At 63.1% G+C, this 23120-nt stretch carries 25 protein-coding genes; 1 reads left to right on the top strand and 24 read right to left on the bottom strand.

What is annotated here, in order from left to right; all coding sequences use genetic code 11:
- Positions 1 to 396: an MnhB domain-containing protein gene (locus FHS81_RS10760; protein WP_183752849.1), complete on the bottom strand. Its 396-nt coding sequence runs from the start codon at positions 394 to 396 to the stop codon at positions 1 to 3.
- Positions 393 to 2693 carry a hydrogen gas-evolving membrane-bound hydrogenase subunit E gene (gene mbhE / locus FHS81_RS10755; protein WP_183752847.1) on the bottom strand — a complete coding sequence of 767 codons (2301 nt, stop codon included), beginning with the start codon at positions 2691 to 2693 and terminating at the stop codon, positions 393 to 395. The genes FHS81_RS10760 and mbhE overlap by 4 nt, the downstream gene beginning before the upstream one ends.
- Before the next feature lie 800 nt (positions 2694 to 3493).
- On the opposite strand from mbhE, the gene FHS81_RS10750 reads away from it, so the two are divergent.
- Positions 3494 to 4453: a LysR family transcriptional regulator gene (locus FHS81_RS10750; protein WP_183752845.1), complete on the top strand. Its 960-nt coding sequence runs from the start codon at positions 3494 to 3496 to the stop codon at positions 4451 to 4453.
- A gap of 11 nt (positions 4454 to 4464) precedes the next feature.
- On the opposite strand, the gene FHS81_RS10745 is transcribed toward FHS81_RS10750, so the two are convergent.
- The 22 genes from FHS81_RS10745 to FHS81_RS18690 form a co-directional block, all read right to left on the bottom strand.
- Positions 4465 to 4752: a DUF2274 domain-containing protein gene (locus FHS81_RS10745; protein ID WP_183752843.1), complete on the bottom strand. Its 288-nt coding sequence runs from the start codon at positions 4750 to 4752 to the stop codon at positions 4465 to 4467.
- Complete coding sequence (locus FHS81_RS10740) at positions 4752 to 5921, bottom strand: TraB/TrbI/VirB10 family type IV secretion system protein (RefSeq protein WP_183752842.1); 1170 nt, start codon at positions 5919 to 5921, stop codon at positions 4752 to 4754. The genes FHS81_RS10745 and FHS81_RS10740 overlap by 1 nt, the downstream gene beginning before the upstream one ends.
- Positions 5918 to 6955 carry a P-type conjugative transfer protein TrbG gene (gene trbG / locus FHS81_RS10735; protein WP_183752841.1) on the bottom strand — a complete coding sequence of 346 codons (1038 nt, stop codon included), beginning with the start codon at positions 6953 to 6955 and terminating at the stop codon, positions 5918 to 5920. The genes FHS81_RS10740 and trbG overlap by 4 nt, the downstream gene beginning before the upstream one ends.
- Positions 6952 to 7641 (bottom strand): conjugal transfer protein TrbF, encoded by a 690-nt coding sequence (trbF, locus tag FHS81_RS10730; protein WP_183752840.1) that lies wholly within the window; start codon positions 7639 to 7641, stop codon positions 6952 to 6954. The genes trbG and trbF overlap by 4 nt, the downstream gene beginning before the upstream one ends.
- Positions 7638 to 8996: a P-type conjugative transfer protein TrbL gene (trbL, locus tag FHS81_RS10725; RefSeq protein WP_183752839.1), complete on the bottom strand. Its 1359-nt coding sequence runs from the start codon at positions 8994 to 8996 to the stop codon at positions 7638 to 7640. Before trbL ends, trbF begins: the two co-directional genes overlap by 4 nt.
- Before the next feature lie 3 nt (positions 8997 to 8999).
- Positions 9000 to 9287: a putative entry exclusion protein TrbK-alt gene (trbK-alt, locus tag FHS81_RS10720; protein WP_183752838.1), complete on the bottom strand. Its 288-nt coding sequence runs from the start codon at positions 9285 to 9287 to the stop codon at positions 9000 to 9002.
- A gap of 29 nt (positions 9288 to 9316) precedes the next feature.
- On the bottom strand, positions 9317 to 10105 hold the full coding sequence (gene trbJ / locus FHS81_RS10715) for a P-type conjugative transfer protein TrbJ (protein ID WP_183752837.1): 789 nt from the start codon (positions 10103 to 10105) through the stop codon (positions 9317 to 9319).
- Positions 10102 to 12612: a conjugal transfer protein TrbE gene (gene trbE / locus FHS81_RS10710; protein ID WP_183752835.1), complete on the bottom strand. Its 2511-nt coding sequence runs from the start codon at positions 12610 to 12612 to the stop codon at positions 10102 to 10104. Before trbE ends, trbJ begins: the two co-directional genes overlap by 4 nt.
- 10 nt (positions 12613 to 12622) lie before the next feature.
- Entirely contained in the window at positions 12623 to 12904 is a 282-nt protein-coding gene (locus FHS81_RS10705) for a VirB3 family type IV secretion system protein (protein ID WP_183752833.1), read from the bottom strand.
- Positions 12904 to 13236: a TrbC/VirB2 family type IV secretion system protein gene (locus FHS81_RS10700; protein ID WP_183752831.1), complete on the bottom strand. Its 333-nt coding sequence runs from the start codon at positions 13234 to 13236 to the stop codon at positions 12904 to 12906. The genes FHS81_RS10705 and FHS81_RS10700 overlap by 1 nt, the downstream gene beginning before the upstream one ends.
- Positions 13233 to 14213 (bottom strand): P-type conjugative transfer ATPase TrbB, encoded by a 981-nt coding sequence (gene trbB / locus FHS81_RS10695; protein ID WP_183752828.1) that lies wholly within the window; start codon positions 14211 to 14213, stop codon positions 13233 to 13235. Before trbB ends, FHS81_RS10700 begins: the two co-directional genes overlap by 4 nt.
- A 234-nt stretch (positions 14214 to 14447) precedes the next feature.
- Positions 14448 to 14855, bottom strand: a complete 408-nt coding sequence (locus tag FHS81_RS10690; protein ID WP_183752826.1) for a type II toxin-antitoxin system VapC family toxin — start codon at positions 14853 to 14855, stop codon at positions 14448 to 14450.
- The gene (locus FHS81_RS10685) at positions 14852 to 15112 is read right to left on the bottom strand and encodes an antitoxin (protein ID WP_183752824.1); all 261 of its coding nucleotides are present in this window, start codon (positions 15110 to 15112) and stop codon (positions 14852 to 14854) included. The genes FHS81_RS10690 and FHS81_RS10685 overlap by 4 nt, the downstream gene beginning before the upstream one ends.
- A 61-nt stretch (positions 15113 to 15173) precedes the next feature.
- Entirely contained in the window at positions 15174 to 15602 is a 429-nt protein-coding gene (locus FHS81_RS10680; RefSeq protein ID WP_183752822.1) for a ribbon-helix-helix protein, CopG family, read from the bottom strand.
- Between the two features lie 11 nt (positions 15603 to 15613).
- Positions 15614 to 17614 (bottom strand): conjugal transfer protein TraG, encoded by a 2001-nt coding sequence (locus FHS81_RS10675; RefSeq protein ID WP_183752820.1) that lies wholly within the window; start codon positions 17612 to 17614, stop codon positions 15614 to 15616.
- A 15-nt stretch (positions 17615 to 17629) separates the two neighbouring features.
- Complete coding sequence (locus FHS81_RS10670; RefSeq protein ID WP_183752818.1) at positions 17630 to 19417, bottom strand: relaxase/mobilization nuclease domain-containing protein; 1788 nt, start codon at positions 19415 to 19417, stop codon at positions 17630 to 17632.
- 247 nt (positions 19418 to 19664) lie between these two features.
- Positions 19665 to 20444, bottom strand: a complete 780-nt coding sequence (locus FHS81_RS10665; RefSeq protein ID WP_183752816.1) for a lytic transglycosylase domain-containing protein — start codon at positions 20442 to 20444, stop codon at positions 19665 to 19667.
- 3 nt (positions 20445 to 20447) lie between these two features.
- The gene (locus tag FHS81_RS10660) at positions 20448 to 20786 is read right to left on the bottom strand and encodes a DUF736 domain-containing protein (protein ID WP_183752814.1); all 339 of its coding nucleotides are present in this window, start codon (positions 20784 to 20786) and stop codon (positions 20448 to 20450) included.
- A gap of 72 nt (positions 20787 to 20858) precedes the next feature.
- Complete coding sequence (locus FHS81_RS10655) at positions 20859 to 21407, bottom strand: S26 family signal peptidase (RefSeq protein ID WP_183752812.1); 549 nt, start codon at positions 21405 to 21407, stop codon at positions 20859 to 20861.
- Complete coding sequence (locus tag FHS81_RS10650; RefSeq protein WP_183752810.1) at positions 21404 to 21925, bottom strand: DUF2840 domain-containing protein; 522 nt, start codon at positions 21923 to 21925, stop codon at positions 21404 to 21406. Before FHS81_RS10650 ends, FHS81_RS10655 begins: the two co-directional genes overlap by 4 nt.
- A gap of 64 nt (positions 21926 to 21989) precedes the next feature.
- Positions 21990 to 22733 (bottom strand): DNA-methyltransferase, encoded by a 744-nt coding sequence (locus FHS81_RS10645; protein WP_183752808.1) that lies wholly within the window; start codon positions 22731 to 22733, stop codon positions 21990 to 21992.
- On the bottom strand, positions 22730 to 23120 hold a 391-nt coding region (locus FHS81_RS18690; protein ID WP_210281649.1), incomplete at its 5' end, for a hypothetical protein. The genes FHS81_RS10645 and FHS81_RS18690, both read right to left, overlap by 4 nt.

Genomic DNA, 23120 nt, shown 5'->3' with positions numbered 1-23120 from the left:
TCAGCGCTCCAGATAGTAGGACAGGAAGGTCAGCACGGAGCCGATTACGACGAGATACACACCAACATCGAAAACGAGCGTGGTGCCGATAGGCAGCGAAGCGAACGGCCATTGATGCGTCAGGAACGGTTCGGAAAGCAGTAGCGACGGCATACCCGAGATGATCGCGAGCAGAATGCCCGCCCCGATCAACGTCTTTGGCCACACCCGCAGCATGGCGAACAGGGCGGTGCGCCCGCGCGGAATGGCGTGAACGGCGATGCCTGCCGCTGCGATCAGCCCACCGATGAACCCGCCGCCGGGCTCGTTATGGCCGCGTAACAGCACATAGACTGAGAAGACGAGAGCGGCCGGCAGGATCAGCCTGCTGGTTGTTTGAAGGATGATGGAGTTCATTTGCTTTTCTCCGCAGTGGCGCGCCGCAAGCCAGCCAGAACGGCCGCAGCGGCAATGGCGGCAAGGCCAAGCACCGTGATTTCGCCCAGCGTGTCCAGAGCGCGGAAGTCGACGAGGATGACGTTGACAAGGTTGCGCCCATGGGCTTCCGGAACGCTTGCTGCCCGGAAGAAATCAGACAATCGCCCATCGAAGGGTTGAGCGAGTACCGCAAGCAGAACCAGGGCGGCGGTCACGCCGGTGCCGCCGGCGATGAAGAGGTCGCGCAGGCGCTCTTTATGTATGCGGCTGTCGCGATCGCGAAATGGCATCCGTCCGACGATGGCGAGCATGATGATGATTGCCAGCGCCTCGACCGAGAACTGGGTAAAGGCGAGATCGGGCGCGCCCTGAAACAGGAACAACAAAGCCACGGTGAAACCAACCATGCCGGCTGCCACAATGCCCGATACAAAGTTGCGGGCGCGTGCGACGGCAAGGCTGGACACGATCAGCAGGATTGCAATGACGAGGTCCGGTCCCAGGCTATTTGCAAAAGAAGGTAGTTCGTACCCGCCACGCAGGATCAATGTGACGAAGGCCGCCAGAGACATGATGAACAGCGTCCGCGCGACATAGCTGCGCAGGCTTCCAGGTTGGATTTGGTGTGTCACCCATGTGGAGACGGATTGCAGACCTATGATGAGGCGGTCGTAGAGCTTGTCCGGTCCCCAATCGTCGATCTGATGAATCCCCGCCATGCGGGAGCGGATGGTGCTCCAACGCCGATAGGCGAACACGCCCAGCACCAGGGTCAGCACGCTCAAGGCGAGCATCGGTGTGAAGCCGTGCCAGAGTGACAGCGTGAAAGTGATCGGTTCTCCAGCAATGGCGCTGGCGGCTGGAACAATCAGACCATTGCCGACCAGCCATGGCGCAATCCCGAAAAGAAGGCCGAGAAGAGCCAGAACAATGGGGCCGGCCAACATGGCGAAACCGGGGTCATGTGGGGTTTTGGGTGTCGCCGACAGGTCGCCAGAAAAGCAGCGTACGGCAACTACGGCTGCGACCACGACCATAGCGGCGTTGGCGAGAAGTGCGACCGCAACCAGCGCCCATCCGGCGGACGCTGCCAGCCCCGTCTCGTAAACCAGTTCCTTGGCCGCGAAGCCGATGGAAGGCGGCAGGCCGGCCATCGACAGACCACCCATCAGAGCAACTGCCGCCGTGATCGGCATGAAGTGCCGCATTCCGCCGAGCGCGGAAGAATCCCGTGTGCCCGTCTCGTGGTCGATGATGCCGGCGACGAGGAAAAGGCACGCCTTGTAGAGCGCATGTACGATCAGGAAGGTGACGACAGCAACCGCGGCAAGCTCACCCGGAATGCCGATGAGCATGATCAGCGTACCGAGGGAAACGATGGTCGAATACGCGAGCACCCGTTTCAAATCCGTCTCACGCATTGCCAGTACGGAGCCCGTCAGCATCGTCGCTGCTCCGAATCCTGTCAGCAGCGCGATCCAGAGCGCATGATCAGAAAAGACCGGGTCGAAGCGGGCGAGCAGGTAGACGCCGAGCTTCACCATCGTCGCGGAATGCAGATAGGCCGAGACCGGCGTTGGTGCGACCATAGCATTGGCCAGCCACGAATGAAGTGGGGCTTGCGCGGACTTGGCAAATGCGCCGGCCGCGATCAGGATGATGATCGCGGGTGCCAAGGGATCTGCCGCGATCATCTCACCCTTGCCAAGAATCTCCGTGATCGAGAAGGTGTCAGCCACAGAGCCGAGCAGGATGACGCCGGCCAGCATCGCCAGGCCGCCCGCAACCGTGACCAGAAAGCCTTGCTGGGCCGAGCGCCGTGACCGTTCCTGTTCGGGCGTATGGCCGATCAGCAGAAACGAGGTGATGCTGGTCAGCTCCCAGAATACGACCAGAAGCACGAGGTCGTCGGCAAGAACAGCGCCGAGCATCGAGGCCATGAACAGAGTTATAATGGTGTAAAAGCGCACAAGACGCGGCTCACCTCGCAGATAGGCCGAAGCATAGAGGAACACCGCGCATCCGATGCCAGAAATCAAAAGGGCGAAAGTGAGCGACAAACCATCCAGCCGGAACGCGGCCGCGATCCCGATGCTCGGAATCCAGCGATGCGTCTCCAGCAAGGTGCCCCCCTCTGCGATCTCGGGTAACAGGACGCAGAAGGCGACAAAAAGCAGCAAAGGAATGATTGCTACGAACGGTGAGGAACGTCCGCCTATGGCTCCAACGAAGGGAGCGAGAGCGAAGGCGAACATGACTAGGGCGAGCAGGATCATCGTATGAAGCTTTCGTTGACGAAAACTTCATTGCAGCTTCCATGCCAGTTTCGAAATGTTGGCGATAATGGCGGATAATATTATTGATATCGTTGACTAATTACCCTCTGAGGGTAGGCGCGGTGACGCGTTCTTCAAAATACTACATGTTAAGCATAATGAACATCGGTGAACGCGGATGTTTATATTCCTGAATACCTCGGAACAGTTGCTATTAATTATAAATTCTTTCTTGAAAAAGACTGACTTCTTTTAAGTAATCTACTATGATCGTCCTTGGAATGCAGGCGCAAAACGAACTTCACGTAGTGCAAGAGATGGCTGCTCGAAAAAATCCGCAATCGCCCCAGCCGTGCCAAGTGCCTTCATGGTGGATCGCGGTCCGTGTGGCGGTGATTCTGCTTATCATGTTTGGTGTCGTTTGGCTGGCAAGGAACAGTATCGACCTCAACGGAACCCAATTCTAAGCCAGATCAGGAGGTGCCTCATAAACGCCGCCCAGCCTTTGGCGGTGGTACAACGCGTTGGTGCCGCTGGGATGGGCTGATGCCAGCGCAGATCTATGACTAGGTTCAGATTCACTTCGTTTGTGCCAGGCGCCACAAGCGTGCTTTCTCCGACGAGAAATACGTCAAGCCTTTGAGGTGGAATATCATCCATCTGCTCGGACGATACTCTTTGCAGACGTCGTGGTTATTGCCTGAACGTTGTTGCGAAGCAGGCAGGATAGAACGTACTCGCGCCAGATACTCGAAAAAGAGGTTGGGAGGAAGGCTGTAAGGCTGTAAGGGAGAAACGTCATGGCGCGTCCGCCAAGGTCTCTGTTCGCCAAAGTGAACAGAGCGAACCAAGTTCCGGACAGGCGCTGGCTGGACCTACGCCCCTTGCATCTGGTTGTGGCGGCCGCCGAACATCTCAGTTTTAGCAGGGCTGCTAGTATCCTCAACATCGATAAGTCGAGCGTCAGCCGCGCCGTGCGCGATTTTGAAGACAGGATCGGAGTAAGCCTGTTTGAACGTGGACCCTTCGGTGTTCGACTGACTGATGCCGGCAAACACTTTCTCGACGATATCCTCCCGGCCATGCTTCAGATCGAGCACGCGATCCAGTTTGCTGGCGCGGCCGGCCGGGTAGAAACAGGAACGGTGAGGGTCGGCATCATCAGCACCTTGGCCGGCGGGTTCTTGCGGAAACTCGTTCAGGAATACGAGCAGGAGCATCCGGGAGTCGACCTCGACATCCGGGATGGTGGTCGCCGTGAGCATCTGCGTGCCATTCGGGGGCGCCAGCTGGATGTGGCCTTCCTCACCGGTAGCGGTGACGTTACAGATTGCCAAACCTTGGAACTGTGGCGCGAGCGGGTCTATGTCGCGATGTCGAAAGCACATGCACTCTCGGGACGGAAGCGGCTGGACTGGTCAGATCTCCGAGAAGAATTGTTCGTTGTCTCACGCTATGCGCCAGGTCCGGACGTGCGTGATTACATTGTCAGGCGCATTGCCGACTATAGCACCTACCCCGCCGTTCAATATCGCAAAGCAATACAGGAGACGCTGATGCACACTGTGGGGCTTGGAAGGGGGATCACACTCGTTTCCGAGGCATGGGTATACATGCCAGTTCCCGACCTTGCGTTGGTTCCGTTGACCGCGATGGAGGATATCGTGCCATTTAGTGCGGTCTGGTCTCAACGCAATGACAATCCAGCGTTGCGACGGTTTATCAGCTTTGCGAAAGTGCTGGCTTCGAACCGGCCTTAAGGTCAAACTGGTCATTGATCGGATTGTGGCCCATGGCTTTTTGCGGAATTGGACCTGACCGATGTCTCGGTGGATCGTGACCGGGCTTGCGCCGCAACCTTCCGACTGCGCCAACCTCGATCCGACCGCAAGAAGGCTTCCAGCATATGCGGGATGAGCGTTGCCGCACCGGCCTCACCGTGGACGCGGCTGTATTCGGCGGCATAGAGGTCGAGTTCTTCCTTGAGCGGCTCGGGCATCGAGACGGTGACGCGGACGGTGCCGTGTTTCGGGAGGGGACCGAGTTTGAGGCTGGTCATCAATGGGCTCCATACGGTTCGAGGACTAAATCGCGTGCGACTATGACCCTGACCGGGAAGCCTGGCCGGACAGTCAGCGTCGGGGCGACCTGCAACTGGCGTTGGACGATCTGCTGGCCAGCTTGATTGACGGTGTCCTGCGCCCCGTCACGAATGGCGCGGACCAGGCGATCCTCGTCGCTCGTCGCCAGTTCCGCACCTACCGCCAGTAAGGTGGACAAGCCGGCGGCCTTCATCAGATCCCACCAGTGATAATCGACACCATCCTCCACACCGGCGTAGCCGGAGGCATCGGCGCCCGGCTGGCGCTCAAGGACGATGGATCGTCCATTGGGCAGGATCAGACGGTTCCAGACCAAAAGGACGCGGCGCTGGCCGAAGGTGACGCCGGCATCGTATTCGCCGATGATGCGGGTGCCCTGCGGGATGAGAAGCAGCGCGCCGGTCGGGCTGTCATAGACGTTCTGCGTGACCTGGGCGGTGATCTGACCCGGCAGATCGGAACGGATACCGGTGATGAGCGCGGCCGGGATCACCGACCCGGCCTGGACTACATAGGGCGATGCAGGCGGCATGACGCGATCCGGTGCGACGGTGCGGCGGTCTACCTCGGCGTTGAGGAAAGCAAGGTGCCGGTCCTGCGTTCCCGCGCCGGCGAGACCCGCTAGGTCGGCGACAGGTTGCATGGATGGCGTGCCTGTTTCCTGTCCCGGCCGGACCTGGAAGAAGAGCTGGCTGGTCCGCGCGGCTTCCATTTCCGCCTGCCTACGTTCTTCGTCGGGATCGGTGGCGGGCATCGGCATCGGTGTGGCCGGAATGGGTCGGCCTTCCTCACGCGCGCGCAGGATCGGCCCGCCAAGGTCGCCGGGCAGCGGTGGGCCGAGTACGGGCACATCGCCATAACTGCCGGGCAGGCCCTGCAAGCCGTCGGCGGTCTGGCGGCGCTCGGTCGAGATCAGCTCCTGCTGGTCGCCGCCGCGATTGGCGGTCTGAAGCGCGTAAATCAGCGCGCCGCCAATGCCGATCCCGGCCACGACGCCGACACCCATCAGAACCTTGCGCGAGATACGGGTGACCCGCGGAGTTTCGGCGCGCAGCCGCATGGGCGGGGCCTTGTCGCCGGACGGTCCGGTTTGCTCCATCTCATCCTTCTTCCGGTCCTCACTCATGATTGCGACCCTGACGCGGTGGGCGTTCCATCTGCCGGCGTGGCGGCAGTCTGCGCAGGTTGCAGGCGCACGATCCTCACCGTCTGCTGCCGGTTGCCCGAACCGAGGCGCAGCTCGGCCGCGCCAAAGAGGCGATCAACGATGAGCACGTTCTGATGGATGCGGCTGTTGACGATCTCGGGTTCGCCATCGGAGCCGATGACGAACAGCGGCGGCATCTCGCCCTGGACGATACCTTGCGGGAAAACCACATAGACGCGGCGGCCGTCATCGAAGACGGAGACCGGGAGCCAGGGCGGATTGTCACCCTGCAAGCCGTAGCGGTGGTTGCGCGCGGCTTCAGCCGGGATGATTGGGGCGGAAGGTACAGTGATGCGACTTCCCCGCGGCGGCGCGGGGTAAGTCCAGGCAATCGCCGGCATCCAGGTTTCCTCGCTGGCGCGCAGCTCGATCAGATAGGTGCGCCTGTCGGTGGTGATGACGAGATTGGTGGAGATATCCTGCTGCGTCGGTTTGACCAGCACATGGACGCGGCGGTTCGGTCCTGCGCCGCTTGTCGTATCGCCGATGATCCAGCGGGTGGTATCGCCGGCCGCGATCGGTCCTGCGCCGGTCAGGCTCTCGCCCGGCTCAAGCGCAATCGTGGTGATCTGGCCGGGAGCGGCATAGATTTGAAACAGCGCCCCTTCGGACCACGGGTAGATCTGGATGGCGTTGTAGTAGCCTTCGCGGCGCGGTTCGACGCGGGCGGCGACATTTGCGTTTTCAACCCGACCTGCGGGCGTGCCTGCTGCGGCTCCACCGCGTGCAACGGTCCAGGCTGGCGGCGTGTGCAGCGGTCGGGGCGTGTCGTCGGTGGCGGAAGCCCGCACAACAGGCAGTGGCGGCACATTGTCGTCATAGCTGAACTGCGGGGCGCGGTTGGTCGCGCAGCCGGCCAGTGCGGTTGCGGCAATCAGGCAAGCCGCCAATACGGGCTTACGGCGGGACGTGTTCCCGCAGCCGGCGGGCAGCTTGGGAAAGTCGCGGTTCATTGGCTCATCTCCCGCGACCAGTTGATCGCGTTGACATAGATTCCAAGGGGATTGGCACGCAGCCGCTCAGTGGTGCGGGGTGGCTGGATGACGGTGGTGAAGATCGCGGTCCAGCGTTCGGTGCCGGCAAGCTGCCCGTTCTCATAACGCTGTTCGGTCCAGGCGATGCGGAAGCTGTCGGGTGAGGCCCGGATGACCGAAGAGACCTCGACCGAGACCTGCTCGCGGCCGACACGGGTGAAGGGATCATTGGCACGGGCATAGTCGTTGAGCGCAACGGCGCCGCGATCGGTGGTGAATTCATAGGCGCGCAGCCAGTTTTGACGCACGACGATCGGATCGGAAGGCAGTCCACGAACCTGTTCGATGAACCGCGCCAGATGCCACGCCACTTGGGGATCGGTCGGGCGAAAGTCGGCGGTGGCCGCCTCGACAGCGCGGGCCTCGCCATGGCGATCGATCTCCACCACCCAGGGAACGATGGTGCCGCGGGTTGATTGCCAGGCCAGAGCGGATGCAAATCCGGCCGAAAGGATCAGGCAGGCGAAGGCCATGTAACGCCAGTTGCGAGCTTGCACGCGGGCCGAACCGATGCGTTCGTCCCAGATTTGCGCCGCTTTCTGATAGGGTGTGACCGGCTCGGGTGTCTTGCCGTAATGGGTGGTGGGTCGTTTGAAGATGTTCATGTGCGATTGCTTTCGGAAAGGCTGACGGAGGAGCCGCCGCCATGACTGTCACCGGAGCGGACGGCATGGGCGGCAGCCGTCACGCCATGGCTCATGGCCTGGCCACGGCGCATATTTTGTGCCCAGGCCGGTGCGCCGTAGGTGGATGAAGGGGATGGTGCAGCAGGGGCGGCGGCTCCTCCGATTGTTCCCATCGAGGACGTACCGCCGCTGGCAGTGACCCCGGCTTTCATGCCGTTGCCGTAGCTGGATTTCATGCTGTCGGCGGCGCGAGAGGCGGCGCGCTTGAGAGGTGAGGCTGCAGCCGACACGCCGGCGCGGGCGACACCGCCGAGACCGCCGGCGACACCGGATGGCCCGGATTCTCCCATGGAGCCCAGCGTATAGGCCGAGGATGCCGCGCCGGCCGCCGAAGCGCCGCCGCGTGCGAGGGCCGCACCTCCGGATAGGGCTGCTGCCGCGCCGCGCGCCGCCAGCATGGTGGCCCCGCCGCCCGCGACAGCAGCACCGCCGACCGCGAGGCTGGTTCCGACCGCCGCGCCCGCACTGAGCTGCGGGCCGCCGGAGACGAGGCCGGTGGCGATACCGGGGCCGAAGATGCCGAGGCCAAGAAGAGAAAGCGCCGCCAAGACGATCGCCATGGCGTCGTCGATGGTCGGGGTCGCGCCGCTGAAGCCTGCGGTGAACTGGCCAAAGAGCGTCGAGCCGATGCCGATGATGACGGCAAGCACCAGCACCTTGATGCCGGACGAGACGACATTGCCGAGAACGCGTTCGGCCATGAAGGCGGTCTTGCCGAACAGGCCGAAGGGGATCAGCACGAACCCGGCGAGCGTGGTGAGTTTGAACTCGATGAGGGTGACGAAGAGCTGAATGGCGAGGATGAAGAAGGCGAGGACGACCAGCGCCCATGCGAACAGCAGGCAGGCGATCTGGATGAAGTTCTCGAAAAAGGCGATCCAGCCCATGAGATCGGAGATGGATTCCAGCAGCGGTCGCCCGGCATCGAGACCGGTCTGTGCAACCCGGCCAGGCCGCATGAGGTCGGCGGCGGAAAAGCCGGTGCCGGACGCCATGAGGCCGAGACCCGCGAAGCTGTCGAAGACGATCTGTGCCAAATTGTTCCAGTTGGAGATGATATAGGCGAAGATCCCGACAAAGAGGGTCTTCTTGACCAGCCGGGCAATGATGTCGTCGTCAGCGCCCCAGGCCCAGAACAGGGCGGCGAGGGTCACGTCGATGACGATCAACGTGGTGGCGATGAATGCAACTTCACCGCCAAGCAGGCCGAAACCTGAGTCGATATAGCTGGTGAAGATGCCGAGGAAGTTGTCGATGACGCCGGTGCCGCCCATCGTTCACTCCCCTTCGTCCGCAGCGGGGGCCTGCGGCGCGGGCGTCTGGTCGAGGAAACGATCGCGGGTCTCGGCCCAGATACGAAGGCAGTCGGCGTCGTTCGCGGCGGTCTCGCCGAGTTGTTGGCACCGACGCTGGCCTTCGCGCAGCGGGTCGGTCGGAGGCTGGAGGACCGGCACGGAACGCGGCGCGGAAGGTTCGTCCTTCCGCGCCAAATCGATTGCGGTCGCGGTGATGGCTATAGCGATAAACACGACTGCCCCGAGCCGGGCCAGTATCTTGCCGTCCATGAGGTCCCCCTTCCGGTTCTGCTCGCCGTTCAGTTGTTGAACATCTGTGCGTTGCCGGGTTGGTAGCCGCTCCCCGGGGTCAGGAAGCGCTCGCGCTGGATGCGGCCCTGTTCGGCGGCCGTGGAGCGTTCCGCCTCCATGAGGGCTTCGGCCCGGCCATTGGCGGAAATCACCGCGATCAGGTCGGAGAGCTGTTGCGATTGCAGGGCGAGCAACTGGTTGCCAGCCTGTGTGGCCTGAAGCGCGCCTGCGGCGCCTTGGCTTTCGCCGACGAGGGCGGACATCTCGGTGCGGTTCGTGTCGATATTGCCGACAACGCCAGCCTGTACGCGCATCGCGTCCTGAAGACCGCCCACCGTAGTCTCCCAGCGGGATCGGGCGCCATCGACCAACTGGGAATCGGTCGAGGTCAAAGACAGATTGCCGTAATCCTGCTGGAACATCTGGTCGATGTTCTGCACATCGAAAGCGATGTTCTGAGCCTGCCCGAGCAGTTGCTGGGTGCGCTGGACGTTCTGTTGCAACTGCTGGAGCGAGGAATGTGGCAGACTCGCCAGATTGCGGGCCTGGTTGATCAGCATCTGCGCCTCGTTTTGCAGCGAGGTGATCTGGTTGTTGATCTGCTCCAGCGTTCGGGCTGCAGTCAGCAGGTTTTCGGCATGATTGGTCGGGTCATAGACGATACGGCCAAAGCCACCGAAGAAGGCATGGGCCGGGGTGGTGAAGAAGACCGGGGCCAACGCCAGCGGTGCGGCGAGCGTAACGGCCAATGCCGAAGCGCCCGCCAAGCGAGCGACAGAATTTGTCTTGCGTGTCATGGGATGATCTCCTCTTCTTCCAGGGTGAGTTCGACATCGCCGCCGGCAGGGACGATGGGCGACAGGTCCTCGCTTTGCGGCGCGAGATTGGTGAGGTCCGGGATCAGGTCGGCGGCCCATTCGACACCGCGTGCCCGGAGCCAGGCCGTCAGGAAACCCTCGCGGCCATGCTCAGCGAGGATCTCGGCGATCAGGGCCTGATCGGATTTGGAGGATGCGGCGCAAAGCGCGAGCCCCACTTCCGATAGTCCGAGTTCGAACAGGCGATTGCCGCGCCGGGACTGACAGTAGTAATCCCGCTTGGGTGTCGCCCGCGCGAGTATCTCGATCTGGCGGTCATTGAGGCCAAAACGACGATAGATCGCCGTGATCTGGGGCTCGATGGCGCGCTCGTTTGGCAGGAGGAGCCGCGTCGGGCAGCTTTCGATGATGGCGGGCGCGATATCGCTGCCGTCAATGTCGGAAAGCGACTGCGTGGCGAAGACGACGCTGGCATTTTTCTTGCGCAGCGTCTTCAGCCACTCCCTGATCTGGCCCGCAAAACCTTCATCGTCCAGCGCCAGCCAGCCTTCGTCGATGATGAGCAGCGTCGGCCGTCCGTCGAGCCGGTCGCCTATGCGATGGAAGAGATAGGCGAGCACGGCCGGCGCTGCGCCGGTCCCGACAAGGCCCTCGATCTCGAAGGCCTGCACGTCGGCCGAGCCAAGATGTTCGGTCTCGGCATCGAGCAGTCGACCATGTGCGCCACCGACGCAATAGGGCCTGAGCGCCTGCTTCAGAGCGTTGGACTGCAATAGGACGGCAAGGCCCGTGATGGTGCGTTCCCCGACCGGCGCGGAGGCGAGCGAGGTCAATGCGGTCCAGAGGTGCTCCTTCACTTCGGGCGTGATCGTGATGCCCTCGCGCATGAGGATCGCCGCGATCCAATCTGCGGCCCAGGCTCGCTCATAGGTGTCGTGGATGTGGGCGAGAGGCTGGAGCGAGACGGAGGCGTCCGCCCCTGCGGTCAGTTCCCCGCCCAGATCATGCCAGTCGCCACCCATGGCGAGCGCGGCGGCGCGGATGGAGCCGCCGAAATCGAAGGCGAAGACTTGGCTTCCGGAATAGCGGCGGAACTGGAGCGCCATCAGCGCCAGCAGGACGGATTTGCCCGCGCCGGTCGGGCCGACGACGAGGGTGTGCCCAACGTCGCCGACATGAAGGGAAAACCGGAACGGGGTCGAGCCTTCGGTTCTGCCGTAAAGCAGCGGGGGCGCTCCGAAGTGCTCGTCCCGTTCCGGCCCCGCCCACACGGCGGACGAAGGAACCATGTGGGCAAGGTTGAGCGTCGAGACCGGGGGCTGGCGGACATTGGCGTAGGCATGTCCGGGCAAACTCCCGAGCCAGGCGTCGACGGCATTGACCGTCTCGACCATGACGCTGAAATCGCGGGATTGAATGACCTTCTCGACCAGTCGCAGCTTCTCGTCGGCACGGCGGGGATCTTCGTCCCAGACCGTGATCGTCGCGGTGACATAGGCAAGGCCCGCCACATCGGCCCCAAGTTCCTGAAGCGCCATGTCGGCATCAAGCGCCTTGTTCGCGGCGTCCGTGTCCACGAGCGTGGATTGCTCGTTGGTCATCACCTCCTTGAGGATGGCGGCGATGGATTTTCGCTTGGCGAACCATTGGCGGCGTATCTTCGTGAGCAGCCTGGTCGCATCCACCTTGTCCATCAGGATGGCGCGGGTGGACCAGCGATAGGGAAAGGCCAGCCGGTTGAGATCGTCGAGAATGCCCGGCGTCGTGATGCTCGGGAAACCCGTGACCGTGAGGATGCGCAAATGCGCCGTGCCGAGGCGCGGCTCCAACCCTCCGGTCAGCGGCTGATCGGCCAGCAGCGCATCGAGATAGATCGGGGTTTCCGGCACACTGATGCGGTGCCGGTTGGTGGAGATCGTCGAATGGAGATAGGTCAGCGTTTCCGCATCATTGAGCCAGCGACATTCCGGCATGAATCCGTCGAGCAACGCCAGAACGCGGTCGGTGCGATCGATGAAGGCACGAACCAGTTCCCAGGGGTTGACGCCGGAGGTTTCGCGACCCTCGTAAAGCCAGCTCTCCGCGCGCGCGGCGTCTTCCGCAGGCGGCAGCCAGAGGAGGGTCAGATAGTAGGCAGAGACGAAATGGCTGCCCGCCTCCTCGAAATCGGCCTTGCGTTCGGCGTCGACCAAAGCGGAGGCCGGATCGGGAAACAGGTCGTCAGGATAGGTCGCGGCCTCGGATCGCTGTGCCTCGACAAAGATCACCCAGCCGGAACCGAGCCGCCGGAAGGCGTTGTTGAGGCGCCCGGCGACGGCGACCAGCTCGGCCGCGACAGCGGAATCGAGATCCGGTCCGCGAAACTTCGCGCTGCGCTGGAAGCTGCCGTCCTTGTTCAAGACGACGCCCGATGCGACCAGCGCCACCCAGGGCAGATAGTCGGCAAGACGGGCTGCTGTGCGGCGATATTCGGCAAGGTTCATCATGGCCGCGTCCTCACACCAAGAGATGTCCGGGCACACGCAGATGCTGGCGTGCGACCTCGACAAAGAGAGGATCACGCTTCGCGGCCCAGACGGCGGCGATGTGACCGATGGCCCAGATCAGGATGCCCGCGAGCCAGAGCTGAAGGCCGAGGCCGATGGCCCCGGCCAGCGTGCCGTTGAGGATGGCCACAGAACGCGGGGCGCCTCCGAGCAGGATCGGCTCCGTCAGGGCGCGATGAACCGGAACGGTGAATCCCGGCACGCCATCGAGTTGTTCGAACGCGGTCGCCATCAGATCAGCGCCCCACCGCCGAAAGAAAAGAAGGACAGGAAGAAACTTGACGCCGCGAAGGCGATCGAGATGCCGAAGACGATCTGGATGAGGCGACGAAAACCGCCGCCGGTGTCGCCGAAGGCAAGCGTCAGGCCGGTGACGATGATGATGATCACCGCGATGATTTTTGCCACCGGCCCTTCGATGGATTCGAGGATCGATTCCAGCGGTGCTTCCCATGGCATCGAGGAACCGGAGGCATGGGCGGTCGGGACAAGGATGAGATTGACGTAGGTGAAGGCGATGGCTGTCGCGGCGGAGCGGCGGAGGCGCGAGGTTGCGCTGATCATGAAGGCTCTCCGTTGTTGGAGGTTGCTGGGGTGATGCGGTAGTCGCCGTCAGGATCGAGCCCATCGACGCGGGCGAGTTCGGCGAGCCGGCGCGCGGAACCGCGCCCGGTAAGGACGGCAACGAGGTCGATCGTTTCGGCGATCAGCGCGCGCGGGACGGTGACGACGGCTTCCTGAATGAGCTGTTCGAGGCGGCGTAAAGCGCCGATGCCGGAGCCGGCATGGATGGTGCCAATGCCGCCGGGATGGCCGGTGCCCCAAAGCTTCAGGAGGCCGAGAGCTTCCGGCCCGCGCACCTCACCGACAATGATACGGTCAGGCCGCAGCCGCATGGACGAACGGGACAGTTCCGTGAGGTCGATAACCGCATCCACGGTGCGCATCGGCACCTTGTTCCTGGCCGTGCATTGCAGTTCGCGCGTGTCTTCCAGGAGGATGACGCGATCCGATCCTTTGGAGACCTCGCGGAGCAGAGCATTGGTCAGCGTGGTCTTGCCGGTCGAGGTGCCGCCCGCGACAAGGATGTTGGCGCGGGCTACGACGGCCGCACGCAAAATCGCGGCCTGGTCGACCATCATGGTGCCAGCGGCCACATAGTCGTCGAGCGTGAACACTGCCACGGCGGGCTTGCGGATGGCGAAGGCTGGAGCTGCGACCACGGGCGGCAGTAAGCCTTCAAAACGCTCGCCGGTCTCAGGCAGTTCAGCCGAGACGCGCGGGGCTCGGGCGTGGACCTCTGCACCGACATGATGGGCGACCAGCCGCACGATGCGCTCGCCATCAACAGCCGACAGCATTTCCCCCGTATCGGCCAGACCTTCCGATAGCCGGTCCACCCAGATGCGGCCATCCGGGTTCAGCATTACCTCGACGATGGTGGGATCTTCCAGAAACCGGGAGATGGCCGGGCCCAGTGCGGTGCGCAGCATCCGCGCACCGCGTTGAGTCGTTGCCTGTCTGTCGTCGAAGCCTGCCATCTCGTCCCCGTTTCACCGGGAAGGCAAATGACGGTCCCCGGATGAGGACGACTAAGAGAGCCACAAAATGGGCCGATTCAACAAGTTTCGGTCGTAGTAGTAGTGTGGCGCGCAAATACAGGTGATCGGCGGAATCGTACCAGACGCATGCACAGTCAGGCGATTGGTCAGGCACGAATCAGTCTGGTGGCCGCAGCCGGAAATTGGGGAATAGCGTTCTCACTTGCGCCAGGGTCAGGCCGAGGACCAGTCCTCGACGCGTAGATCCGCAACGCGGGTAAACTCCCCCATATTGTTCGTGACCAGCGTGAGCCCTCGGGCCTTGGCCTGGCCGGCGATCAGCACGTCATAGGGACCGATGGGCGTTCCTAGCCGGGCAAGATCGGCTCTGATCTCACCGGCAACGCGGGCGTCCTCACGGTCAAGGTCGAGAATGGAAAGGTCGGCGAAGAGCAGGCGAAGTGTTTCCAGGTTGAATTCGACCTTCTGGCTGCGATAGGCGCCATAGTAGAGTTCATGGGCAACGACGGCGGAAACGGCGAGCGAGCCTGGCTCGGAGGCTTCGACTCGCCGGAGCAACGCCTCGGACCGGCGTGTCACCAGGGCGATGACGGCGTTGGTATCGAGCAGCCAGAGCGTCATTGAAACGCCTGGTCGAGATCGGGCCGGTGCTGGTCTTGGGGCTGTTCACGTCCTTCGGCCATGAAGTCGGCGCTGAAACCGCGTTCGACGGCAGCGCGCAAGGACGCCCACCGCCCGGTGGCGTCATGTCTCGGGCGCAGGATCACGGCATCGCCTTCCCGCGAGACTTCGACCTCATCGACTTCGAAGCGGAAGTCCTTGGGCAGGCGGACCGCCTGGGAATTGCCGGACTGGAAGACTTTGGCGATATGGGGCATGGCCGCCTCCTGTATATACTCACGCGTATATACTCCCTCGGCGGCATTGATACAAGCACCGTCAATCATCCGCACCCTCCATCGCTCGTTCCGGGATGTCATCGGGGATTTCGCTCAGGAAGCTGTTTCCCTGCTGGAGGCGCATGCCGAGAGTCTGCACGAACCCCTCGAAACGTTCGCGCCCCTTGATCTGGGCGGCGGCCTGATCCTCGGGCGGCAGCGGCGGCGTAATGGACAGCCAGAAGCGGATGAAGAGCGCCAGCGTGTCGGCGGTAACACGCATATCGCGTTCGAGTCGCGCGGTCTGGCGCGACAGGCGATCGAGCCTGCGGGTGAAGGCTGCTTCGCGCATGTCCTGGGCATCGGGGGACAGAAACGAGGCCACGGCTGCCTCGATAACGGCGGATCGCTTCAATTTCTTGCGCTCGGTGAGATCGTCGAGTTTTCGCAGCATCTCGGCCGGCAGGGTCAGGGACAGGCGTTCGCGCATGGTCGGTCCTTTCAAAGTTCGATGCCATCATCGGGATTGAGGGATGCTTGCCGGGCGACGCGGCCCATCTGCCGGCGGAGCGCCTGGCGCTGGCGGGCGGTGTCTTCGGGCGTCTCGTCGAGCATCATCGCGAATTCACCTTCCGGGGACAGCTCCTTCTTTTCGTGGACGATCTCGACATGCTCGGGCAGTTCCGGTTCGCGTCGCAGGCTGGAATTGGCTTTGTCCTCGCTCCTCTTCCCAGCCTGTTCGGCGGCTGTGACGAGTGTCGCATCCGGTTGAACGGGTTTCAGCGCCGACCACCCATCGGGGCGGATCGTGACCGTGACCTTGGCGGGATCGGGCGGCGTCAAGATGCGTTCGTTGAGGCGAGGATCTTCGTAATAGCGTGCCTTCTTCGCCCGGATCGGCGGCGTGCCCGCAACCATGACGATCTCGTCGTCGGGTGGAAGCTGCATGATCTCGCCGGGGGTAAGGAGCTGGCGGGCCGTCTCGGAGCGCGAGACCATGATATGCCCGAGCCAGGGCGCAAGGCGGCTGCCGGCATAGTTCTGCATGGCCTTCATTTCGGTGGCGGTGCCGAGGGCGTCGGAGACACGTTTGGCGGTGCGCTCGTCATTGGTGGCGAAGCTGACCCGGACATGGCAATTGTCGAGGATCGAATTGTTCTGGCCGTAGGCTTTCTCGATCTGGTTCAGGGACTGCGAAATCAAGAAGGATTTGATCCCGTAGCCCGCCATGAAGGCGAGCGCGCTCTCGAAAAAGTCGAGCCGCCCAAGCGCCGGAAACTCGTCGAGCAGCATCAGGACGCGATGTCGGCGGTCCTTCATATGCAGATCCTCAGTGAGGCGCCGGCCGATCTGGTTGAGCACGAGCCGGATCAGCGGTTTGGTCCGCGAGATGTCGGAGGGCGGCACCACCAGATAGAGCGTCGAGGGTTTTTCGTCCGCGATCAGATCGGCGATGCGCCAGTCGCAGCGCGAGGTCACCGCCGCCACGACAGGATCGCGGTAGAGGCCGAGGAAGGACATGGCGGTCGAAAGAACGCCCGAACGTTCGTTGTCCGACTTGTTCAGCAGTTCCCGCGCCGTCGAGGCGACGACCGGATGTGGCCCGCTCGGCCCAAGATGCGGCGTCGTCATCATCGCCTTCAACGTCGACTCGATCGGATGGCGTGGATCGGAAAGGAAGGCCGCGACCCCGGCCAACGTCTTGTCCTGTTCGGCATAGAGGACATGGAGGATCGCGCCGACGAGCAGGGAGTGCGAGGTCTTCTCCCAATGATTGCGCTTTTCCAGCGAACCTTCGGGATCGACCAGCACGTCGGCGACGTTCTGGACGTCACGGACTTCCCATTCGCCGCGACGGACCTCGAGCAGCGGATTGTAGGCGGCGGATTTCGCATTGGTCGGATCGAAGAGCAGCACGCGGCCGTGCCTTGCCCGGAAGCCGGCAGTGAGTTGCCAATTCTCGCCCTTGATGTCATGGACGATGGCCGAACCTGGCCAGGTCAGGAGAGAAGGTACGACAAGGCCGACGCCCTTGCCGGATCGGGTGGGCGCGAAGCACAGCACATGCTCCGGCCCGTCATGGCGCAGATATTCGCGATCGAGCTTGCCGAGCACCACGCCATCAGGACCAAGCAGTCCCGCCGCCTGCACCTCTTTCCTGGCGGCCCATCGGGCTGAGCCATAGGTGTCGATGTCGCTCGCCTCCCGCGCGCGCATGACCGAAAGCGTGATGGCCACGGCAATGGCGAGGAATCCGCCCGAGGCCGCGATGATGCCGCCCTCCCAGAAAATGCGCGGCGCATAGGCTTCGAAGAAATACCACCACCAGAAAAGCGACGGCGGATAATAGACCGGCCATCCGAACAGCTCGAACCAGGGATGCCCGAGCTGAGGCTGGAAGCCGAGCCGCCAGGCCACCCATTGGGTGCCGCTCCAGACCGCGATCAGCACGATCAGAAAGACGATTGTGATCTGGCCCCAGAGAATTTTCGTGCCGGACATCGCAGGTTCCTTTCTTCAGAGGCCAAGGTCGCGTTTGCGACCCAGCGACCAGTCGATGCCGCCGCCTGATCTGGCGACACCGGAGACGTGCTGACCGAGCTTGTCGTCGATCTCGCGCGACCAGGGCACGAGTTGGAAACCAAGGCCCCCGTCGGGTCCGGGCCCCTCGATCATGGCAAAGCGGCCGGATGTAAGGGTGAGCTGGCGGCGATAGGCGCCGGCGACATGCTCGCCGACTTTCGCCGTCACATGCGGCAGGCCGGTCTCGGTCGAAAGCTGATCGCCGACCATATCGAGTTCGCGGCGGCGGAGCGTCGTCAGAAGATTGCGTTGCAGGACGATGCGCTGGCCCTCACGCCGCGCGAGACCCTCTTCGGCGAGATGCTCGGCGCGCGTGTCCATTGCGTCGCGAACCTCACGCCCGAAGCCACCCATGGCGAGCGGCATCGGTTCGCGTTCGACCAGTCGATGGTCGAGCCAGGTCGCGCCGGGCGCGGTGATCTGGCTTTGAAGATCGAGGTCGGAGCGGTTGGCGAGAACCAGCGTCGGACGAGTTTCTTCCGGTCCTCCGAAACGCCGAACCTCGACGATCCCGCCGACGGGAGGTGCGTGCTCGAACGCCTCGATGCCACGCAGGCGAACATGATGGGCGCGGCCATCGGCGCCGTCGACCACGGCATAGGCTTCGCCAGTCAGTTCATTATGCAGGCCCTTGTCGATCAGCCGTCCGATGATGGGCGGTCCGTCTTTTCCACCATCGATCACGAAGTCGGAGAATCCGCGATCCTCACCACGTCCGGCAAAGGCGCGGTGCATGGTTTTGATGATGTCGCCGCGCTGGCCCAGATCGCGCAGCGATCGTTCGGCATCTTGGCCCATCACCCATTCGCCAGGATTGCCCTCGGCGGCGAGGTCCATCCTGCGCAGATGCTGGAGGCGGCCGATCATCAGCCGGCGGATTTCCGGGTCGGCCGGTCCTTTCGCTTGTGCGCGCAGGTCGATATAGCCGACATCATCGGCGCGGTACTGGATCTCGCGATCGAGCCGCGTCCAGCGTTCGGCCGTGATCTCGCGTTCGAGCCCGTGACGGATCTCGTGTTCGGGCTTGGGGCCAAGCTCGATTTCGACGAACTCCTCGGCGCGGGATCGCAAACCGTTGCTGATATAGTCGCGTGCGATGACCAGATCGGCGCCGGTCTGATCGACACCGCGCACGAGCAGATGGATATGCGGGTTGTCGGTGTTCCAGTGATCGACGGCCACCCAGTCGAGCCTGGTGCCGAGATCGGCTTCCATCTGGCGGACCAGATCGCGGGTAAAGCCCTTGAGGTCTTCCATCTCGGCGGCGTCCTCGGGTGAGATGATGAAGCGGAAATGATGCCGGTCGTCCCGGCAGCGTTCGGAAAAGCCGAGATCGTCAGCGCGATCGGTCTCGGCATCGAACATGATGCCTTTCTCTCCCTCCCGGCTGACACCCTCGCGTTTGAGATAGGAAAGATGCGCCGATACCGGTGCGGCCCGGAAGGCGCGGCCCTTGTGACGGGCGATGCGCGCCGCGACGATAACGCGGCGCTGCGACCCGAAGAGCCTGTTGCGCGAAAAGACATTGCGGCCGCGCCCGAAGGTCGATCCGCCTCCCGACTTGGAACCGCCGCGTGTTCGCGGTGAAAGCCCGCCGCCATCCACTGTGCGGGCGTGTTTGGCTGCGCGCAGCACCTGATTGATGAAGGTCTTTGTGCGCGGGGCACGCGTGGAACCGGGTTTGCCGGGGCGGATGCGGAATTCGTTCTCGTCACCGCTCATGACCGCCTCCGGATGGGTGCGATGGCGCTGCCCATACAAAACTCTGTTGATTTTGCAGAGAAAATCACTGATGCGTATGCACGACCGATCGCCATATGCGCAAAACACCAAGCCATTCCAATGGCTTGCGGGTGTTTGGCGCTGGCGCTTTTATCTTGCCGTAATCCCGTCGTTTCTCCAGCCTTGGCCTGTCCCTCCGCCCTTCCTTTCCAGTTTCCCGCCAAGCTGCGACACCCCGCGATACCCATCATGGCGCGTCTCCCGAGGGGGAACGGCCTACAAACAGCGCTTCCGAAGAGGCTGGCGCGAGCGGATTCGCCTGCGCGGCAAGTGCATTTAGCGAGGCGCTCGCGGTGTGTTCGTCATGCGTTTCCGATGCAGGATTTGCGCGGCCGGCGACCGTGACGAAGAGCGGAGCTTCGCGCCAATCGGTGATGCGCGCGGTGCCGGAGAGAGCGCCAGGCGGGAGCGGGTCGCCGCCGAGAAGAGGGACGAGCGTGGCGACATAGACGCGTGTTTCGGCTGGCAGTTCGCGCGCCACGGAGAGGTGTTCGTCGTAGCGTCCCGGCCCGGCATTATAGGCTGCGAGCATCGCGCCAATGTTGCCGTAGCGGTCGAGCATCTCGCGCAGATAGGCGGTGCCGGCAAGAATGTTGTCGCGCGGCTCGAATGGATCGCCACCGAGCCGGTGGCGGATGCGCAGCTCTGCCCAGGTGTCGGGCATGACCTGCATCAGGCCCATGGCGCCAGCCGAGGACACGGCGGTGCGATCACCCGCGCTTTCGGCCTGCATCACGGTGCGTATCCAGTGTTCGGGAATGCCGAAGCGTTGCGCGGCTGCCGTCACATGGGCCGCAAGAGGATCGCGTGCGGCCTGTCCGACCTGCTGCATCTCCTGAGCATGAGCAGCGACGGTCGGCACGGCGGCGAGGCAAAGGCCGGAAAGGAGAAGGAAGGTGATGCGCCGGGCGGCGCGAGGCTGCCCGAACGCATGCGAATGATGCTGCCGGCTGCATGAAAACGGCATCGTTCAGTCCTTTCCGTTGCGCTTGGGCGGACGGTTCCAATGCAGCGACCAGGCGGTTGCGTCATTGCCGTTCTGGAATAGATTGGCGCGCAACGGATGCGGCATGACCGGATCGTCGATCAGCACCGAAAGATACTCGCCGGCCTTCTCGCCAGTGCGCGTCCAGGCCGCACCGATCTCCGGTCCGTCGGCGTCCGAGCCGAGATGAACGCGATGGTCGGGTGCATTCTCGGCATCCGAAGGTTCGACCGGGACGATGACGATCTCACGGTCGAGCGTGAGGCTTTGAATGCGGCCGGAGAAGCCGGTTTCTTCGCGGGTGAATTCGCCAATCTGGGGCATGGTCTGGTCCTTTCAAAAGCGGTGACGGTGTCGGCCGGCATGCAGTGCGCTGACCGACGAGGGGGGGGGCGCTCACCGCATCGACGCCCGCCATTCGAAGCGCCCGTCGCCGGCCTCATCGGCCCAGATCGGTGTCACGCGGGCAGTGATGGAGGAGAGCGGCAGCGGCCCGAAATACCGCCCGTCGAGGCTGTCGGCCGCGTCCCAATTCATGAGAAAGAGTTCATCGCGGGCGATAACGCGGCAGCCCTGCCATTGCGGCAGATCACGGCCCAAACGGTCGCGCATCTGTGCCTCGCCATAGGCGTGGTCATAGGCGATGACGGTCGCACCGCGCCGGCAGACCTTGGTGCCGGGCAGCGCCAGAACGCGTTTGATGAGCGGCACGCCGCGCGGCAGATATCCGCGTGCGTCGAGAAAGGCTGCGAGAGCCTCGGGCGGGCGAACGGCGACCAGATCGCCGGTCTCGACCGCCTCGACAGGTGCGAGAGAATAGAGTCCGATTGGAACGCTGGCTGAGGCATTCCAGATCAACCGCGGGGCGTGGCCGGTGACAGCGGGAGCGGCGATCAGCGTGAGGCCGGTGAGCATCGCGACGAGCGTGAGACGGCGCGTGCTCATGACAGGATGGTCCGCCGCGCGAGCCAGGCGCGATGCTGGTCGAGCGAATAGAAGCGTGGCTCTGTCCCGACGGTCAGGCGGTTATGGACATGCCGCCAGTAATCGGGAGCTGCGTCAACTGGATGGATGTCGAGCGCCTCGATAGCATCGACGAACTGGAGCACGCGCTCGACCTTTGGCCAGCCATTGAGCTTGAGCAGGATGTCGCCGCCGGGGCGCACGAATGGAAGCGTCTGGAACGGCTCGCCGCGCCCGATGGTCCGCAGGATATCGATGCGGGAGATGATCGTGCCGTAGTCGTTGGCGGCCCATCTGACGAAGGCAAAGATGCTGCCCGGCGCAAATCCGACGATGCGGCTGTGGCGGTCGAGGTTGCGTTGATAACTTTGGCGTCCGAATCGAATCCAATGCTCGATCCTGCCTTCCTGCCAGGTCAGATGGACCAGCGTGGTGAAAGGTGGTGCGTCATCGGGAAGCGCATGGCCGTCCAGATGACGGCTGGAAAATCCGTCGTTCATTGCACTGCTCCGTCATAGGGCGGAAACTCACGCGTGAGCAGGACGCGCAGGTCGGATGGGATGGTCATGGTCGGCCTCCGTCGTGAAATGGCAGAACCATGGCCAGACGAGCGCGGGCGCGCTCAGTCATCTCGGGATCGATCTCGCAGCCGATGTAGCGCCGGCCAGACAGCCGGCAGGCTTTCCCGGCCGCGCCGGAACCGGCGAACCAGTCGCCGACGAGGCCGCCCGGAGGGCAACTCGTGCGGATCAGGATTTCGGTGAGTGCCGACGGCTTTTCGGTCGGGTGGATCGCCCGGCCGTGGCAATTGCGCACATAGATGACCGAGCGCATGAGGCGCGGGCCACCGTCACGGCTGAGATAGTGTCCGGCATCGATATGCCCGGTATGGGGAGGCCGCTGTTTGCGGCGCACAGTGCGTGCCGTCGCATCAGGAGTGGTCTGGACATCGTTGTAGATGTCGCGCCATGGCGTCTCGACGCGATAGAACTGGGCCGCCAGCTCATGCACTCGCTTGAAGCGGTCGGCATGAAAGCCGGTGCCGTTCTGCTTCTCCCAGACGATCTCCTGGGCAATGCGCAGGCCGGCATCGGCGAACCGGTCGGCGGTCGCCATGAAGCTGCGCAGCGAGCCGAAGACCCACAGCGAGCCGGTCGGCTTGACGGCCGAGCGCGCGAGCGCCACCCAACCCTCGACACGTCGGTCCCATGCGAGCGAAGTGTCGCCGTAGGGTGGATCGGCGAGGATCATGTCGAAGGGCGCGTGCCAGGGCATGATATCGCGGCAGTCGCCGGTGAGGATCGTCATGGCGCGATCCTCCCGGTGCCTGGCCGCTCGATATCCAAGGTGAGCCACTCGGTTTGAATGGAATCGTTAAGGGTCCGTGGGAGAATAAATGCTCCAGATCGGAGCCGGAATCTGAGCATCCGACGGGCTCCCGCCGGAAAACCCGATTCATTTATTTCTCCACAAGCCCTAAGGATGGTGGCGATCATGGCCGCCCCCGTTTCGGGGAAGGAGCTGACTGGCCACTCGGGGGCTGTTTCGGAGCCGGATCGGCATCCGCGATCAGGCTTTTTGGGGCTCCTTCTGCCGAGTTTGTCGTTTTTCCAGGTTTCGTGAATCGGCGTGAGAGCGGACATGAGTCCGAACAATGGCTTGCGCGCATAGATGTGGTTCCATGTTTGTGAACTG

It is taken from the genome of Pseudochelatococcus contaminans (assembly GCF_014195635.1).
In the GTDB taxonomy this organism is placed as follows: Bacteria; Pseudomonadota; Alphaproteobacteria; order Rhizobiales; family Beijerinckiaceae; genus Pseudochelatococcus; species Pseudochelatococcus contaminans.
This window is presented reverse-complemented; position numbering and strand designations above follow the sequence as displayed.